Source organism: Mesorhizobium sp. ESP6-5, assembly GCF_020164695.1.
GTDB lineage: Bacteria > Pseudomonadota > Alphaproteobacteria > Rhizobiales > Rhizobiaceae > Mesorhizobium > Mesorhizobium australicum.
This window is the reverse complement of sequence record NZ_JAIUGR010000011.1, coordinates 93,588-110,899: the sequence shown is the minus strand read 5'-3', so window position 1 is coordinate 110,899 and position 17,312 is coordinate 93,588. Positions and strand designations below refer to the sequence as shown.

Here is a 17,312-nt window from a genome sequence, read left to right as displayed (position 1 = left end):
ATGCCGTGATATTGGCCGAAGAGTGCGGCGGAGCCGAAATCAGCACCGTTGCAGCGCCTTGATGTTACGGGATGGATCCTCGGGTCAAGCCCGAGGATGACGAAAGGAAGGGGTGTCTCCCGCCAATTGCCGAGCCATGCAGTCCGATCGAAACTCTCGCCCGAGAAACCGGTCGAGATGTTGCAGCTCTGATTCAAATTGTTGCCGCTATGATTCTAAATGCTCGCCCAACATCTTGATTTTATTTGCTAGTTCATATTTCCAGCCTGGCCGGAAAGCCCGGCGCGCGCAGGTCGGTGCCGACGGTGTCCTCAAGCAGTTTGACGATCTGGGTCGACCAGGCGTCGCCGCCATAAGCCGCCTTGCCTTGCTCGAAGATCGCGTTGACGCGCAACGCCAGATCGAGCGGCACGCCGGATTGTTCGGCCATGGTCAGCGCAAAGCCAAGGTCCTTCAGCGCAAGGTCCATGGTGAAGCCGATATCGTAGGAGCCGTTCAGCACCAACTGGCTTTCGGTCTCGTGGACGAAGCTGTTGCCTGAAGACGCGACGATGGCGTGGTAGGATTGCGCGAGGTCGAGCCCGCCTTGCTTGGCCAGCATCAGCGCCTCGCCGGCGGCGACCAGATGGATGAAGGCCAGCATGTTGGTGATAACCTTGATCACCGCCGCCGAGCCGATCGGGCCCATCAGGAACGACTTGGCGCACATCGCTTCGATGGCCGGGCGGTGACGCTCGTAGAGGGGGGCGTCGCCGCCGACCAGCGCGGTGATCTTGCCGACCGCCGCCAGATGCACACCGCCGGTGACCGGGCATTCCAGCGTCTCGATCCCCTTGGCCGAGGCGAGGGCGGCCAGCCGCAAAATCTCGTCGCGGCCGTTGGTCGACATCTCGATCCAGGTGCCGCCCCTGGGCAGCCCTTCCAGCAATCCGCCCGGGCCGCCCAGCACCGCCTCGCTGACTTTTGGCGAAGGCAGGCACGTGATGGCATTGCCGGCCCGCGCCGCGGCTTCGGCCGGGCTATTGGCGGCCGTCGCGCCGAGCGCGACAAGGCGCTCGACGGCGGCGGGGTCGCGGTCGACGACGGTGACGTCAAAGCCGTTGCGGATCAGGCTGGCGGCAAGATTGCCGCCGAGATGGCCAAGGCCGATGAAGGTGTAGCTTTCGCTCACGGCATCAGCGGCGTCTGCATCATCTGCAGATGCAGGTCCTTGCCGGTGTAGGGATGGGCGTCGCAGACCGCCTCGTTCAGCTCGACGCCGAGGCCCGGCTCCTTCGACGGGATGACATTGCCGTCCTGCCATTCGATCTTCTTCTTCAACAGCGTGGCGTGGAAACCGTCCCACTGCTTCAGCGATTCCAGGATCAGGAAGTTGGGCAGCGTCACCGCGAGCTGGATGTTGGCGGCACCGACGATCGGCCCGCAATAGCAGTGCGGCGCGACCTGGATGTGATAGGCCTCGGCCATGGCCGCGATCTTCTTGGTTTCCAGAATGCCGCCGGAGCGGCCGAGGTCCGGCTGCAGGATGGTGGCGGCGCGGTTCTCGATGACACGGGCGAATTCGGATTTGGTCGTCAGCCGCTCGCCGGTGGCGATCGGGATCGAAGTCGCGCGGGCGACCTGCGCCATCACTTCGGGCATGTCGGGCGGCACCGGCTCCTCGAACCACAGCGGATCATAAGGCTCGATGGCGCGCGCCATGCGCAGCGCGCCCGATGCCGTGAACTGGCCGTGCGTGCCGAACAGGATATCGGCGCGGGTGCCGACCGCCTCGCGGATCGCCTTGATCATGCGGGTCGAGACATCGATGTCGACGAGGCGCGGCTGATGGCCGTCGAAGGCGGTGTAGGGGCCGGCCGGGTCGAGCTTGACGGCATTGAACCCCTGCTCGACATATTCGAGCGCGCAAGCCGCCGCCATCTCCGGGTCGTTGTAGACATTCCTGCCATCCGGCGCGTCCTCGGAATGGACGCTGCCGGTGTGCGGATAGAGATAGGTGTAGGAGCGCAGCGTCTCGTGAACTTGGCCGCCAAGGAGCTTGTAGACCGGCTTGTTGGCTTCCTTGCCGACGATGTCCCAACAAGCCATTTCGAGTGCGGAAAAACAGCCCATGCCGGTCACGTCGGGGCGCTGGGTAAAGCCGGAGGAATAGGCGCGGCGGAAGAAGTTCTCGATGTCGTGCGGATCGTGGCCGATCAGATAGCGCTCGGCCATGTCCTCGACGAGCTTGGCCGTGACATGGGCGGAGAAGGTGGCGTTGTAGGCCTCGCCATAGCCGACCACGCCGCCATCGGTGGTGAGCTTGACGAAGATGAAATACTTGCCGCCGATGCCGGGTGGCGGGTTGCCGACAACCCAGGTCTTTACGTCGGTGATCTTCATGTGTGGTCCTCCAGAACCAGTTCGGCGCCCTTCCACCCGGTCATGACAGAGGCGGCGTTGGTGTTGCCGGTGATGTTGTCGGGAAAGATCGAGGCGTCGATGATGCGCAAGCCTTCGAGCCCGTGCACCGTGAGGCGCGGATCGACGACGGAGCGCGAGGGATCGGGTCCCATGCGGCAGGTCGAGACCGGGTGATAGACGGTGCCGGAGCGTTTCCTGAAATCGGTGATCAAGTCGGCGTCGGACCGGATCGACGGACCGGGCAGCACCTCTTCGGCGATGATCTCGGCCATGGCGGGCATCGAGGCGATCTTGCGCACGAATTTCACCGCCGACAGCATTTCCTCGACATCCGCATTGGTCGAATAGGCGTTGGCGACGATCTTGGGATAGTCGAGCGGATTGCTGGAGCGGATCATGATCTCGCCGCGGCTCGATGGCCGGCAGTTGGACAGGCCGATGGAGAAGCCCGGCCACGGATCCGGCGTCAGGATCGGCCGCTCGCCGTTCTTCGGGATGAGGGTCGAGAAGGCCTGGAAATAGAGCTGCATGTTGGGGCGGGAGAAGGCCGGATCGGTGCGGAAGAAGCCGCCGCCATGATTCATCGACAGTGACAGCGGCCCGGAGCGGGTCAGGATGTACTGCATGCCGACCAAAAGCTTGCCCCACCAGGGACGCAGGATCTGGTTGAGCGTCGGCAGCTTGCCCTTGAAGGTGTAGTTGATGCCGACATGGTCCTGCAGATTGGCGCCGACATTCTCGTTGGCATGCACGACCGGGATGCCCAAGCCTTCAAGCAGCGCCGCCGGACCCACCCCGGAGAGCTGCATGAGCTGCGGCGAGTTGATCGAACCCGCGGACAGGATGATTTCGCGGCCGGCGCGGGCCGTCCTGGTCTGACCGTTCTGCAAATACTCGACGCCGACGGCGCGCTTGCCTTCGAACAGGACGCGACTTGCCAGCGCCTTGGTCTCCACGCGCACATTGGCGCGCTTCATCGCCGGGCGCAGGAAGGCACGGGCGGCCGACATGCGGCGGCCGTTCTTGGTCGAGATCTGGTAGATGCCGACGCCTTCCTGGGCAGCACCATTGAAATCGGGGTTGAGCTGCAGACCGGCCTGCTGGCCTGCGGTGAGATAGCGCTTCGTCAGCGGGTGGACGGCATCGGTGGTGTCGCTGATGTGCAGGGGACCGCCGCTGCCGCGCCATGCGTCGGCGCCGGCTTCATTGTCCTCGAGTGCCTTGAAGGCCGGCAACAGATCGTCATAGCCCCAGCCGGGATTGCCGGCGGCGCGCCAGTCATCGAAGTCTTCGCGCGCGCCTCTGATCCAGACCATGGCGTTGATCGAGCTCGACCCGCCAAGCAGCTTGCCGCGCGGCCAGTGGTCGACATTGCCGCCGAGGCCGGGATCCGGCTCGGTCTTGTAGTTCCAGTTCACCGTGGGATCGAAGAAGGTCTTGCCGTAGCCGAGCGGCATCTGCACGTAGAAGCGCCGGTCGCTGCCGCCGGCTTCCAGCACCAGCACCGAGAAGCGGCCCGAAGCCGACAGTTTGTCGGCCAGAACCGAGCCGGCCGAGCCGGAGCCGACGATGATGAAGTCATAGGTCTGCATGATGAAAATGGCGGCTCCGGAAATCTGGCGCAGCCTAGACGCCATGGGTTCGCCGCGTCGCCGCGCCTTCCGGCATCGGTTGTGAAAAAAGCGACTGTATACCGGCCGGCTTTCGGGGAATGCCGACAATCGCGCTTGATATGCATGGGGTCGACGGACTATGCGGATAGCATCATTTCGGCATGATTTTTTCCGAAACTTTTCGGAATCATGCCCCTGGCCACTCCGCGCAAAGGCAGGAGAACCCATGCGTGTCCTGTCGGATGCTTTCATTCCCGAACTGCCGGGCTATTACAAAGGCAAGGTCCGCGAGAATTACGACCTGGCCGACGGCAGGCGTATCATCATCGCCACCGACCGTCTCAGCGCCTTCGACATCATCCTGACCTCGATCCCGTTCAAGGGAGAGATCCTCACCCGGACGGCGCGGTACTGGTTCGAGGAAACCGCCGACATCTGCCCGAACCATGTGCTGGAATATCCCGACCCCAACGTCGTCGTCGGCACAAGGCTCGACATACTGCCGGTCGAGATCGTCGTGCGCGGCTATCTGGCGGGGACCACCAGCACCTCGATCCTGACCCGCTACCGACGCGGCGAACGGGACATGTATGGAATGCGCCTGCCAGACGGCCTGCGCGACAATGAGAGGCTGGCCGAGCCGGTCATCACGCCGACCAGCAAGGCGGCCGACGGCGGCCATGACGAGCCGCTGTCCAGGGCCGAGATCCTGGAGCAGGGCCTGCTCACGCAGGAGCAGTGGGACACGGTTTCGGATTATGCCTTGAAGCTGTTCGCCCGCGGCCAGGCGCGCGCAGCCGAACGCGGCCTGATCCTGGCCGACACGAAATACGAATTCGGGACAGACAAGGACGGGACGATCATTCTCGCCGACGAAATCCACACGCCCGACAGCAGCCGGTACTGGATCGCGGCGAGCTACCAACAGGCGCTGGCTGATGGCACGCGGCCGGAGAGCTTCGACAAGGATTTCATCCGCTCATGGGTGACGGCGCGCTGCGATCCCTACAAGGACCCGATCCCGAGGATTCCGGACGAGATCGTCGAACAGGCCTCTGGGGTGTATGCCCAGGCTTACGAGGCGATCACCGGCAAGGCATTCGTTCCCGACATTTCCGGGGATACGGTTCTCGACCGCATCCGCGCCAACCTTGCACGTTATTTCTGAGAGGCGCGATCTCCAGGAACTGCGTTCCTCGGCGATTGGGAGAAACCTTCTGACACCGAAGCCGCTGAAAATCAGGCACAATCGGGCGTATGCCAATTCCACGCCGAGCCGTCGACCCCCACTCCGTCGCCGCTTGCGGCGCCACCTCTCCCCCGATCGACGGGGTAGAGGAAGGGGCGCTAGCCTTGTCCGGCCTGGCTCCTTCCTCTCCCTCCGGAGGGGGGAGAGGTGGCGCTGCGAAGCAGCGACGGAGTGGGGGAAGCCCGTTCCAGAACCCGAAGCCGCTGAAAATCGGCCACAACCGGGCGAATGCCGGGTTAGCCTATGGCCTTGGGGCGAGGAAACAGCAGCGGCGGCGCGTTGACCTATTCCCGTAGCGGCGATACGGGATCGATGACCATCACTGCTTAAGGATTCTGCCCATGGTGCAGTACGCGGACGGACGGCCGATCGGAGACCTGACGCTGCGCACCCTGGCCATGCCTTCGGACGCCAATGCCGCAGGCGACATTTTCGGTGGCTGGGTGATGGCGCAGATGGATCTTGCCTGCGGCATCCGCGCCGCCGAGCGCGCCAGGGGCCGCGTGGTGACGGCGGCGGTCAAGGAGATGTCCTTCGCCAAGCCGATGAAGATCGGCGACACGCTGTGCATCTACACCCATGTCGAACGCGTCGGCCGCACCTCGATGACGCTCAAGGTCGAGGCCTGGGCGCAGCGCTACCTTTCCGACCTGATGGAAAAGGTGACGCACGCCGATTTCGTCATGGTGGCGCTCGACGGCGAGGGCAAGCCGAAGGTGGTTCCCGCCGAGAGCTGATTCGACACCGCCAAGCCCGGGCATTTGTAACATCGCCCGAGCGAAGCGATGCGTTCAGCGACATGCTGCCGTTGCCTTCCAAGCGCAATTCTGCGGGGCACCGGAGGAAGACAATTCTGCGGGGCACCGGAGGAAGACAATGCGTCAACACCTGTTGAACGGCTGGCTTGCGGCGGCTCTCGTGGCCTTGGTCTGCCTGCTCGGCATAACCGCTTACGCCGAAGTCAAACAGGACCTTGGGCGCACCGCCTGCCTGCATGACACGACGGATGCGAAGCAGCGAACAGCGACGTGCACGATCTGCAGCCAGACGCCTTGCTTGGCGCGAAGGGCCTGACTGGCTGCCGTTGGAATATAGGTTACCGTCGAAAGGGGCCGGGCGCGTCGGGCCGGCATCGAGCGCCATAGACTGTTTCCAAGTCGCCTTCAGGTCCAGTCGCTTTCAGGGAACCGTGACTTCGCCTGGGCAGCTAGAGGCGCTCAGTGCAGGTCCCGAATCCCTTGCCGCGCATGGGCTTCAGGCGTGCATGTCGTCGAATCTGGCGCGTGCCGACTGGACACGCTGGGTGTTCTTGCGGGCCCATTCGCCGAGCGCGCCGACCGGCACCAGCAACTCGTGACCGAGCTCCGTCAGCTCGTAATCGACGCGCGGCGGAATGGTCGGAAACACCTTGCGGGTGACGAAGCCGTCACGCTCCAGGCCGCGCAAGGTGGTGGTCAGCATCTTCTGGGAGATGCCGCCGACGGCGGCGCGCAATTCGTTGAAACGCAGCGGTCCGCCGCCCAGCTTGCCGACCACGAGCACGGTCCATTTGTCGCCGACGCGCTGCAGGATTTCCGACACGGCGCGGCAGTCCTCGGTGTTATGCGGGTGCCTCAGTAACAAAAACGTGCCTCCTTGCGCATCAAATTGTCAGTATCACATATAGCGCCGGTATCCAAACGATACCAAAAATTCCCGCAAGGAGAGCCCCTTATGTCCAAGCCCAAAATCGCCATTGTCATCGGTTCGACGCGCGCCGCCCGCTTCGCCGACGTGCCGACGCAGTGGATCGCCAAGATCGCCAAGGCACATGCCGACATTGATGTCGAAATTGTCGATCTGCGCGACTTTCCGCTGCCCTTTTTCGATGAGGTCGCGTCCTCCGCCTGGGCGCCGTCGCAGAACGAAGTCGCACAGCGCTGGCAGAAGAAGGTCGCCGGATTCGATGGCTTCATCTTCACCGCCGCCGAATACAATCACGGCCCGACGGCCGTGCTGAAGAATGCGATCGACTACGCCGCCAACGAGTGGAACAAGAAGCCGGCCGGCTTTGTCGGCTATGGCAGCGTCGGTGGCGCCCGCGCCGTCGAACAGCTTCGTCTCCACGCCGTCGAATTGCAGATGGCGCCGGTCAAGTCCGCAGTCCATATCGCCTGGGGCGATTTCCTCGCCGTGCGCCAGGGCGAGAAGAAGCTCGAAGATCTCGAGCACCTGAACCAGGCCGCCACCGCGCTGGTCAACGACGTCGCCTGGTGGGCCAAGGTGCTGAAGGCCGCCCGCGCCGCCGACGCCATCGCCGGAGAAGCCCAGGCGGCCTGATCCGCCGGATCGGATTGTCCTCCCAAGGGATACGGGGCGGCGCTTGCGTCGCCCTTTTTTCGCGTTCCTGCAAGGAGTTGCGGCTGCGCGAAAGATCTGCATGCAACGCCGCGCCGCCCCTCAGCGCCTCGCAAGCAGGTGAGGGTGCCGCAGACACAGCGCTCTTGCGAGGGCCCCCGTCCCGGGAGCCACGTGCTCGTCCTTTGCCCGAAGAGGGCGGCTCGACCGGCAAGGTCGTGCTGATGCCTCAGTTCCCGAAGCTGCTCGTCGGCAGACTGCCACCTCAAAGGGCGGTCGTCGGTCCAGGTCGGGTCGGCTCCGAATATCGAACGGCTCAAATACCCGCGATCGCGAAAAGCCAGGCCAGGATGTCGAACAACAGAAGGACCAGCGCAATCTGCAATGCCACCCGAAGCCGCTGGATAATGCGCCAGTTGCTGACCATGTCCGCCTTGATGCGAAGGGCGAGCGCGCGCTGCATGGCCGACATGTTTGCCGGCCTGTCGCCGTCGACATATTGATGGAGCAGCTCTTCTGGGTCGAAGCGGAACGTGTATTTGTGGTAGGGCCAAAGCAAGAAGACGATCAGCCCGCCGATGACGAACAGCAGAACCACCGCGATCCAGTCCCAAAGCCCAAGCCCGTCGGAAAGCGCCCTTCCGCCAAGCAGCGAGTTGGCGAACGCAGTGGCGAAGATGAGGCTGCCGGCGCGGGCGTTCATGTTCTCGACGAGGTTCTGCTGGTGATTGAGGCCTCTCACTGCCTCCTGATAAATGAAGGCAAGGCGGGGATCGCCGTCGGCAAGGTCGCTCGCGACTGCTGTGTTGCTGTCTGCTCTACTGGCAGATTCGTTCATAAGGGTGCTCTATAGCGCGCCAGTGCTGCGTCATCCCTAACTCAAATCTCTTGCCGCCAAAACGTTGGCCCTACAGGACAGCTCCTCGACTCTTCCACCGGCCTCCATTTATGGGCCGACTGTTTTTGACGGCACTCTGGCGGAGATCTTTGATCTCCAGGATCAGATCGCCTCAAACATAGTCGGCGCAATCACGCCGAAGGTCGAGGAGGCTGAAATCGAAGGTGCCAAGCGCAAACCGAGATCTTTGCGCTCGCAGCCGAACTACGCGAGCGCGATGCGTGTCGCGATGGCAAGTCATGCCTTGGCGGGACAGCTTTCTGAAGCGGAGAAGATGCGCGCCTGCGCGAACTCGATCCCACATTGCGGCTTTCGGACCTCGCGGAGGTGCTGCCCCGTTTCAACGGGTGGAAGACCGCGACAACGGGCCTTCGGAGGGCGGACTTGCCAGAATAGCGCAAAAGCCGGTCCGTCATGCCATGGCCGAAACTCGATGCTCAGATATCCGCTTTCGCGGTCACGCGCCGCTAGACAAGCCGGCAATGGTTGGCGGGCTCGCTGCGAGCTTTCCCAGCCATTCCACAAGTCGCCATGGTTGGACCGCCATATCGGCGGGGCTGCCATCTGGCCCCGCCGGTCCGCCCTGATATATCCGGCTGCGATCCGTCACATGAGGGGCCTCGTGAAGTCATCCAGCCTGGCAGGCGCCGTTTCTCCCATGATCCCGGTGCTTGTCTGCGCGCTTGGCATCTTCCTGCTGTCGGGGATGGACGCGGCGATGAAGGTCCTGGTCCTTGCCGTCGGCGTCTACAACACGGTGCTGTGGCGCAGCATGCTCGCGACCGTGGTTGCCGGCGCCGGCTGGTCGGCGGGACCGCGCACGCTGCCCAAGCCTTCCGTGCTCAGGCTGCATGCGCTGCGTGCCGCGGTCGTCGGCTTTGTCCTGCTGTCCTTCTTCTGGGGGCTTGCCAGGCTGCCGCTGGCGGAGGCGATCGGGCTCAGTTTCGTGGCGCCGCTGTTCGCCCTGCTGCTGGCGGCGTTGCTGCTCGGCGAACGCATACAGCGTCAGGCGATCTGGGCCTCGCTGGCCGGCATTGCGGGCGTCGCAATCATCGTCGGCGGACAGTTCGGGCAGACAAGCCATGCCAGGGATGCCTTGCTCGGCACGGCGGCGGTGCTGGTGTCGACGGTGTTCTATGCCTACAATCTGATCCTTGCGCGGCAGCAGGCGCTGGTGGCCAAGCCGATCGAGATCATGCTGTTTCAGAACCTTTGCGTGGCGGTCTTCCTTGGTCTCGCGGCGCCCTGGCTGGCCATTGCCCTGCCGCGCGAGCTCTGGCTTCCGCTCGCCGGCGTGACGGCGCTGTCGCTCGCCGGCCAATTCCTGATGAGCTGGGCCTATGCGCGGGCGGAAGCGCAGTATCTGATCCCGACGGAATACTCCGCCTTCATCTGGGCGATCGCACTTGGCTTCCTCTTCTTCGACGAGGCGGTGACCTGGACCACGCTGGCGGGAGCGGGTCTCATCGTCACCAGTTGCCTGATCGCGGCACGCTCAAATCCCAGGCTTGCCGAGCCGATCGAAGCCGCTCTCTGATGGCCTAAGCTTCCCGCCCACCATGCGCCGAGGAGGGGGGCTGATGGGCTCGGAGGGGTAGCCGTCATCTAAGTAGATCATTCATCTAAGTAGATCCTTTGCAATTTCTAGTTTATACACCATTTTACTAAATATCTTTGCTTAAGCGCCGCTCTTTTCCCGAATAATAAGTATATGTCTTCCGAAAGATCGATGTTATGGTGGATTGTGTAATGATTCCCCGGAACGAAATCGTTCCTTTCAGCATTGATCCGACGTGGCCATCCGGAAGTCGTAAGCGAACGGTTCGAGGCGGCCAGGCCTCACGAGGAGGGTGTATCCGATGAGCTTCTTCGTCAACGCCGTGGGTGTTCCTCTTCCCTATAGCGGCACGTCCAACCACTGGTTCTCGGCGCCTGGGGCCGGGCCCGACTTGTATGGCAGCGCGGGAAATGACTCGTTTTACGGAGCGGGCAATCTCAACGTCACCATGCATGGCGGCACGGGCGATGACATCTATTACCTCTATGGGGCGGGCAACAAGGTGGCCGAGGGCGCCGGGGCAGGCATCGACACGATCAGCACGTGGATGAGCTACAAGCTCCCCGCCAATGTCGAGAACCTCATCGTCACAAACCCCAACAACTACGCTTTCGGAAACGGCTTGGACAACATCATCACCGCCAAGGCTGGGCACCAGACGCTGGACGGCGGCGCGGGAAATGATGTTCTGATCGATGGCGGCGGTGGCTACGACACGTTCGTCATCTCGAAAGGCAACGGCAGCGACCTGATCGCCAATTTCGCCGCCACCGACACCGTCCGCCTCAATGGCTATGGTTTCACGTCGTTCGATGCCGTTCACTCGAACCTGATCCAGGCGGGATCGAACGTGCTGCTGAACCTCGGATCCGGCGAGATCCTCGAGTTCAAGGACACGACCATCGACAAGCTGCAGCCCAACCAGTTCGAATTGCCGATCGACATGTCCGGCATGAAGCTGTCCTTCAGCGACGATTTCAACGCGCTCAATCTTCACAACGCTCAGGGCGGCACGTGGGATACCAACTTCTCATGGGGAGCGCCGAACGGCAGCACATTGACCAGCAATGGCGAGCTGCAATGGTACATCGACGCCAATTACGGGCCGACGAGTTCCGTCCACCCGTTCAGCGTGAATAACGGCGTGCTCACCATCACCGCCGCGCAGGCGCCGGCCGATATCAAGCCCCTGATCAACAACTACGAATACACGTCAGGTATCCTCAATACGCACAGCACCTTCTCACAAACCTACGGCTATTTCGAAATGCGCGCCGACCTGCCCGAGAACGCCGGCGCCTGGCCCGCCTTCTGGCTGCTGCCGGCAGACGGCTCGTGGCCGCCGGAACTGGATGTGGTCGAGACGCGCGGGCAGGACCCGAACTCGTTGATCATGACGGCGCATTCGAATGAAACGGGAACCCACACCAAGGTGACGTCGACGGTAAACACCATGGATACCGCCGGCTTCCACACCTATGGGCTGCTGTGGACGCCGGACAAGCTCGTCTGGACTTATGACGGTGTCCAGGTCGCGGGAGCGGCGACGCCATCCGATATGCACAAGCCCATGTACATGCTGGCCGATCTCGCGGTCGGCGGTCTTGCCGGCGCGCCTCCCGATCATCTGGCGACGCCTGCCGAGATGAAGATCGACTATATCCGCGCCTATACGCTGGACAACGCGCCGGCGAGCGCTTTGCACACCACCACCAGCACCGCCACGCATAGCATCGCCAGCAGCACGCTGCACGGCGGTTCCGAATTCGGGGGCCACGCGTAAGGGCCGGGATCATGCAGCGGCGGGAAATGCGGAAATGACTGGACCGTCCGGCCTGCGTCCGGTCTTCCTGCGCGCTATCGCCGATGTCGGCGTCTTCTCGCTGCTGATCAACATCCTGCTGTTGGTGATTCCGCTCTACCTGCTGCAGGTGTATGACCGCGTGCTGCCGTCCTCCAGCGTCGAGACGCTTGTCTATCTGTCAGCTATCGCGGTGCTCGCGCTCGCCTTCCTCGGGCTGCTGGACGCGATCCGCGCCGTCTACACGCAGCGCGTCGCGGCGACCGTCGACCGCAAGCTGGGTGCCAGCACCTTCGCCGTTTCGCTCGGCGCGAGATATGCCGGCGGCCTGTCGCCGCTGCGCGATCTCGCTTCGGTCTGCGCCTTCATCAGGTCACGCGGCGTGGCGGTGCTGTTCGACCTGCCTTTCGCCCCTGTCTTCCTCGCCTTGCTCTATCTCATCCATCCGGTGCTGTTCTGGGTGACGGTCGCCGGCGCGGTGCTTCTGCTATTCCTCGTCGTGGCCAACCAGCTTGCGATCGGCAGGAACGATGCCTTGTCCGCGGAGCGTTCGGCGTTGGCCAGCCAGGCGGAACAGGCCTTTGCCCGCAATGCCGAGACGCTGCGCGCCATGGGCATGGTGCGGAATGCCTCGCTGGTCTGGGGACGGCACGTGGCGGCGGCGCTCACTTTCCATGACCGTTCCTCGAGCGCCAACGCGATCTTCAGCGGCGCCTCGCGGGCGCTGCGCATGATGCTGCAACTGGCGATCCTCGGCGCCGGCGCATGGCTGGTGCTGCAGGGGCAGATGACGGCTGGCATGATCTTCGCCTCCTCGCTGGTGTCGTCGCGCGCGCTGCAGCCGCTCGACCAGCTGATCGGCGCCTGGCGGCAGATCGCCGACGCGCGGCGGGCGTGGACGCGGCTGGAAAAAGCGCTCGCAATGCGTCCGACGGAGCCGCGAAAACTGATCCTGCCCGATCCGGCCGGCGCGATTTCCGTGCAGGACGTCTTCTTCATGGCGCCGAACGCCCAACCCGGCACGGAACCCATCCTCAAGCGGCTCAACTTTGCGATCGGCGCGGGCGAAGCGCTGGCCGTCGTCGGCCCGAGCGGGGCCGGCAAATCGACACTGGCGCGGTTGCTCGTGGGGGCCGCCCAACCGACCGGCGGCTCAATCAGGATCGACGGCGCCGACCTCAGGACCTGGGACGAGAGCCAGCTTGGAAAGCATGTCGGCTACCTTGCGCAGGAGGTTGAGCTCTTTCCTGGATCGATCGCGCAAAACGTCGCCCGCTTCGACCCGCAAGCGGACGACGCCGCAATCGTCGAGGCGGCAAGGCGCGCCCAGGTGCACGAGCTGATCCTGGCGCAGCGCGACGGCTACCAGACCATGATCGGCCCGTCGGACAGGGCGCTGTCGGGGGGCGAGCGCCAGCGAATCGGCCTGGCGCGCGCCTTCTACGGCAATCCGCGGCTCCTGGTGCTCGACGAGCCCAGCTCCCATCTCGACGGCAGCGGCGAGGCCGCGCTCGAGGCGGTGCTTTCGGCCGCGCGGGCGGCGGGCGTCACGGTGATCGTGATCACCCATCGCCCTTCGATCGCCGCCGCTTGCGACCGCGTGATGCTTTTGCGCGGCGGCATGGTCGAAGCCTTCGGCCCTGCCGACGAGGTGCTGCGGCGCTCGGTCATCGGCAAGGCCCCCCAGCAGAGCACGGTGGTGACCGGGTCATTCGTCCCGACAATCCGCGCGGGTGGCAGTTTCGGATCGTGAGATGACGACACAGAGCCTCGCCTGGGATAGCCAGCCGCGCACCGACATAAGACGCATGGCCCTCACCGGCTACGTCGCCATAGCGGTGCTGGCGGGCGGCTTCGGCTATTGGGCCGTCAGCGCTCCCTTGTCGGGAGCGGTGATCACGCAAGGCACGATCTCGGCGACCGGCGGAAACATCCGCATCCAGCATCGCGAGGGCGGGATCATCAGGGAATTACCGGTCCATGAAGGCGATCGCGTGCAACAGGGCCAGGACCTGGTCGTGCTGGACCCAACGGCCGCGCAGGCCGAGCTCAACCGGCTGGTGAGGCAGTCGATCGCGCTCAGGGCAAGTGCGGCGCGGCTGGAGGCGGAACGCGACGGATTGGACAGGATGGCGCCCATCACCGAAGCGGCGCCGGCACCTTTCCAGCACGATTTCGAGATCCTGGTTCGCGAACAGCAAAAGGAATTCGACGCCAGGCTGGCCCGGTTCCGGTCGGAAAAATCGATCCTGGCACAACGCGTCGCCATGCATCGGCAGTCGGTGGTGGGGTTGCAGGCCCAGCAACAGGCCATTCAGCAGCAAGCCGACGTCGTGAAGAACGAACTCGGCATCAAGACCGGCCTGCTGGACAAGGGCCTCACCAACCGCACCGAGTACTCCCAGCTATTGCGCAGCGAGGCCGATCTCGTCGGGCAGGCCGGGGCGCTGGAGGCCAATCTGGCGACGGCCAACACCCAGATCGTCGAGGCCCAGGAGCAGATCGAGCGCCAGACCACGCAACGCGTCGAGGAGGCGCTGACGAAGCTGGACGACGTTCGCTCCAATCTGGCCGACGTCGAGGAGCAGACCAGGGCGGCGGAGGCGGTGCTGCGGCGCACGACGATCAAGGCGCCGGAGGCAGGCATCGTGGTGTCGTCGGCCTATAATTCCAAGGGAAGCGTGATCGCCCCAGGCGAAAAGATCATGGAGATCCTGCCCACGGCATCGGGCCTCGTCGTCGATGCAAGGCTGCGGCCGAAAGACCTCGATCAGGTCCGTGTCGGCCAGCCGGCGAAGCTGCGGCTGTCGGCCTTGAATGCGCGGCTCACTCCCGAGGTCTCAGCCACGGTGGCGCAAATCTCAGCGGACCGGCTCGTCGACGAGGCAACGCATGAGCCCTATTTCCGAGCCAAGCTGAGGATCGCGGCCGACCTGCCGCCCGGCGTAAAGCCCGAGCAGCTTTATCCCGGAACGCCAGTCGAGGCGTTCATCAACACCGGTGATCGGACTTTCCTGCAGTATCTGGCACGGCCGATGCTCGATTCCTTCGCCCGCGCCTTCACCGAGCGGTAGAGTTCGCGGTCCGCGCAGTATATTGGCCGCCGTCGAGGGCCGCCGAACCGAAACCAGGCATATGCCGTCAGCGCACCATCTCGCGGTGACCGCTGGGCAGGCGGGTGGCGATCAGCTTATCGATGCGGCGGCCATCGAGGTCGACGACCTCGAAACGCCAGCCCTGCGCGTCGACACATTCGCCGGTCGCCGGCAGATGGTGCATGTGCGACAGCACATAGCCGGCGACGGTCTCGTAGTCGCGGTTCTCCGGCAGGTCGATGCCGAGCACCTCGGCCATCTCGTCGGCCTGCATGTAGCCGGCGAGAAGCCATGAGCCGTCGTCGCGCTGGACGGCGTTTTCTTCCTCGCCGGCCTCGAGATCCGAGCGGAAGACGCCGGTGATGGCTTCTAGGATGTCGGCGGGGGTGACGATGCCTTCGAAGTGGCCGTATTCGTCATGCACCAGCGCCATCGGCACGTCGCTCTCCTTCAGCTTCTGCAACACATCAAGCGCATCGGCCTGGTCGTGCACGATCGGTGCCGCGCGCACATATTTGCGCGGGTCGAGCGCGCGGCCGCCGAGCAGTGCCGCCAGCACGTCGCGTGTCTGGATGACGCCGATCATGGCGTCCACCCCGCCGTCGCCGGCGGGCAGGCGCGAATGCTGGGTGTCCATCAGAAGCTTGCGGATCGTGGCATCGTCGGACTGCAGGTTGATCCAGTCGACATCGGTGCGCGGTGACATGACGGCGCGCACGGCGCGGTCGCCAAGCCGCATGACGCCGGCGATCATGCGCCGCTCGTCGGATTCGATGGTGCCGTGATGCTCGGCCTCGGCGACCAGCATCTTGATCTCCTCGTCGGTGACCTTCTCCTCGCTTTCGCCGCGCTGGCCGAGCAGCCAGAGCACGGCACGGCCCGAAATATCGAGCAGGAAGACCAGAGGGGCCGAGATGGTGGCCAGGATGGTCATTGCCGGCGCCGCCCGTGCCGCGACCCGCTCGGGATCGCGCAACGCGATCTGCTTGGGCACGAGTTCGCCGATGATCAGCGAGGCATAGGTGATGATGGCCACGACGATGCCGACGCCGAGCGGATCGGCTATGTTCTCGCGGATGCCTGCCGTAGCCAGATATTGCGCCAGCCTCTGGCCGAGCGTGGCGCCGGAAAAGGCACCCGAGAGCACGCCGACCAGCGTGATGCCGATCTGCACGGAGGACAGGAATTTGCCGGGATTGGAGCCAAGCGCCAAAGCGCGGCCGGCACCCTTGACGTTGCGGTCGATCATCGCCTTCAGGCGAGCCGGCCGCGATGAGACGATGGCGAGTTCGGACATCGACAGAAGGCCGTTCACGCAGATGAGGACGACCACGGTGGCGATTTCAACGTATAGCATGAGGGCTCAATAGCATTGCCGCACGGCTTTCGAAAATAGTCGGCGGCCATTTTAGAAAGATGACAGCGGATGCGGGTGGATCAGACAGCATCCCAGGGCGGCGCGTTCGAGCGGATGAACCTGGCGATCGAGGCGCTGGCAATCAAGCCGGTCGTCGACAGGCTCTTCGGTTTCGACGAGGTGCCGCGGGCCTTCGAGCATCTGGAGAAGGGGCCGTTCGGCAAGATCGTCATCGCGACGACCTGGCCTGCCGTCACGGCAACTGCTTCAGCACGCCGACGATCGCCTTGCCGTCGGTGAAATAAGGGTCGCCGCCGCCATTGCGGCCGCTCCGGGTGGGGCCGATGCCCGCCAGGCCGCTGGTCGAGGCCAACAGGCCGGCGGCATTGAGATCGCCGATCATAAAGTCGCGCTCGGCATCGAGGTCGGGACCGATGTGATGGGTGATGGCGCCCGTGTCATGGCTCAGACCGACGCCGCGATCGAAGCTGGCGGCACCCAGCCAGAGCGGCCTGCCATCGTCGCCAACCATATCCGTTCGCCAAAAACGGACGTGATGGCGCCGGTCGGCACTGTCGCCGACCGGCTTTTCGAAAGCGAGTTCCTGGGCGCGGCCTTCGAACAGCAGACGGCTTATCGGTGCGTCGGGATAGGGGCGGGAAAACAGTACACTTTCGCCGATGTCGATGGCGGTTCTCAAGGTGACGGCGTCGGCGGTGTCCCAGCCGGCGACGGCGAAAGCGTGCACCAGCTCCTTCTCCGTGCCGATCAGGCCGACATTGATGGGGTCGCCGGGAATGCCTTGCGACGTGTGGGTGACCATCTCGAAATGCCGATCGCGAAAGCCGCGATCACGGAATGTCCAGAATTCCGGCGCCGCGACATAGGCGAGCGCCAGATAGCCGCCCAGCACGGCCACTACCCAGATCGCAATGCGTCGCTGGAGGCTTCGTTGGCTCATAAAGGCGGCTCGATCCGAGCGCTATCTGTTGCCTGACGGT

General features: G+C 64.0%; 15 protein-coding genes. 8 read left to right on the top strand and 7 right to left on the bottom strand.

What is annotated here, in order from left to right:
- Positions 1–253: 253 nt before the first annotated feature.
- Genes LB524_RS19270 through LB524_RS19260 form a run of 3 tightly spaced genes read right to left on the bottom strand, consistent with a single transcriptional unit; the run spans position 254 to position 3,995 of the window.
- Positions 254–1,171, bottom strand: a complete 918-nt coding sequence (locus LB524_RS19270) for an NAD(P)-dependent oxidoreductase (RefSeq protein ID WP_224529356.1) — start codon at positions 1,169–1,171, stop codon at positions 254–256.
- Positions 1,168–2,382 (bottom strand): mandelate racemase/muconate lactonizing enzyme family protein, encoded by a 1,215-nt coding sequence (locus LB524_RS19265; protein WP_015316135.1) that lies wholly within the window; start codon positions 2,380–2,382, stop codon positions 1,168–1,170. The genes LB524_RS19270 and LB524_RS19265 overlap by 4 nt, the downstream gene beginning before the upstream one ends.
- On the bottom strand, positions 2,379–3,995 hold the full coding sequence (locus LB524_RS19260) for a GMC family oxidoreductase (RefSeq protein ID WP_224529549.1): 1,617 nt from the start codon (positions 3,993–3,995) through the stop codon (positions 2,379–2,381). Before LB524_RS19260 ends, LB524_RS19265 begins: the two co-directional genes overlap by 4 nt.
- A 247-nt stretch (positions 3,996–4,242) precedes the next feature.
- On the opposite strand from LB524_RS19260, the gene LB524_RS19255 reads away from it, so the two are divergent.
- Both LB524_RS19255 and LB524_RS19250 read left to right on the top strand, forming a co-directional pair.
- Positions 4,243–5,184, top strand: coding sequence for a phosphoribosylaminoimidazolesuccinocarboxamide synthase (locus LB524_RS19255; protein ID WP_140721768.1), 942 nt, complete (start codon positions 4,243–4,245; stop codon positions 5,182–5,184).
- Between the two features lie 422 nt (positions 5,185–5,606).
- Entirely contained in the window at positions 5,607–6,002 is a 396-nt protein-coding gene (locus LB524_RS19250) for an acyl-CoA thioesterase (RefSeq protein ID WP_140664901.1), read from the top strand.
- A 517-nt stretch (positions 6,003–6,519) separates the two neighbouring features.
- On the opposite strand, the gene LB524_RS19245 is transcribed toward LB524_RS19250, so the two are convergent.
- Positions 6,520–6,888, bottom strand: coding sequence for a winged helix-turn-helix transcriptional regulator (locus LB524_RS19245; protein ID WP_023770230.1), 369 nt, complete (start codon positions 6,886–6,888; stop codon positions 6,520–6,522).
- A 90-nt stretch (positions 6,889–6,978) separates the two neighbouring features.
- Between LB524_RS19245 and LB524_RS19240 the strand changes: the two genes are divergently transcribed.
- A complete protein-coding gene (locus LB524_RS19240; protein ID WP_140617723.1) occupies positions 6,979–7,584 on the top strand; it encodes an NADPH-dependent FMN reductase in 606 nt (201 codons plus the stop codon).
- Positions 7,585–7,918: 334 nt separating this feature from the next.
- On the opposite strand, the gene LB524_RS19235 is transcribed toward LB524_RS19240, so the two are convergent.
- Positions 7,919–8,440, bottom strand: a complete 522-nt coding sequence (locus LB524_RS19235) for a hypothetical protein (protein ID WP_224529353.1) — start codon at positions 8,438–8,440, stop codon at positions 7,919–7,921.
- Positions 8,441–9,110: 670 nt separating this feature from the next.
- Between LB524_RS19235 and LB524_RS19230 the strand changes: the two genes are divergently transcribed.
- The 4 genes from LB524_RS19230 to LB524_RS19215 all read left to right on the top strand — a co-directional run bounded on the left by LB524_RS19230 (position 9,111) and on the right by LB524_RS19215 (position 14,933).
- The gene (locus tag LB524_RS19230) at positions 9,111–10,037 is read left to right on the top strand and encodes a DMT family transporter (RefSeq protein ID WP_140823238.1); all 927 of its coding nucleotides are present in this window, start codon (positions 9,111–9,113) and stop codon (positions 10,035–10,037) included.
- A gap of 322 nt (positions 10,038–10,359) precedes the next feature.
- A complete protein-coding gene (locus tag LB524_RS19225; RefSeq protein WP_224529351.1) occupies positions 10,360–11,841 on the top strand; it encodes a family 16 glycosylhydrolase in 1,482 nt (493 codons plus the stop codon).
- Between the two features lie 34 nt (positions 11,842–11,875).
- Positions 11,876–13,612 (top strand): type I secretion system permease/ATPase, encoded by a 1,737-nt coding sequence (locus LB524_RS19220; RefSeq protein WP_015316144.1) that lies wholly within the window; start codon positions 11,876–11,878, stop codon positions 13,610–13,612.
- A 1-nt stretch (position 13,613) separates the two neighbouring features.
- On the top strand, positions 13,614–14,933 hold the full coding sequence (locus LB524_RS19215) for an HlyD family type I secretion periplasmic adaptor subunit (RefSeq protein ID WP_224529333.1): 1,320 nt from the start codon (positions 13,614–13,616) through the stop codon (positions 14,931–14,933).
- 67 nt (positions 14,934–15,000) lie between these two features.
- On the opposite strand, the gene LB524_RS19210 is transcribed toward LB524_RS19215, so the two are convergent.
- Positions 15,001–16,311: a hemolysin family protein gene (locus LB524_RS19210; protein WP_015316146.1), complete on the bottom strand. Its 1,311-nt coding sequence runs from the start codon at positions 16,309–16,311 to the stop codon at positions 15,001–15,003.
- A gap of 75 nt (positions 16,312–16,386) precedes the next feature.
- On the opposite strand from LB524_RS19210, the gene LB524_RS19205 reads away from it, so the two are divergent.
- Positions 16,387–16,611, top strand: coding sequence for a zinc-binding dehydrogenase (locus LB524_RS19205; RefSeq protein WP_224529316.1), 225 nt, complete (start codon positions 16,387–16,389; stop codon positions 16,609–16,611).
- Here the strand turns inward: LB524_RS19205 and LB524_RS19200 are convergent.
- Positions 16,565–17,272, bottom strand: a complete 708-nt coding sequence (locus LB524_RS19200; RefSeq protein WP_140617730.1) for an LssY C-terminal domain-containing protein — start codon at positions 17,270–17,272, stop codon at positions 16,565–16,567. The genes LB524_RS19205 and LB524_RS19200 overlap by 47 nt on opposite strands.
- Positions 17,273–17,312 lie beyond the last annotated feature (40 nt).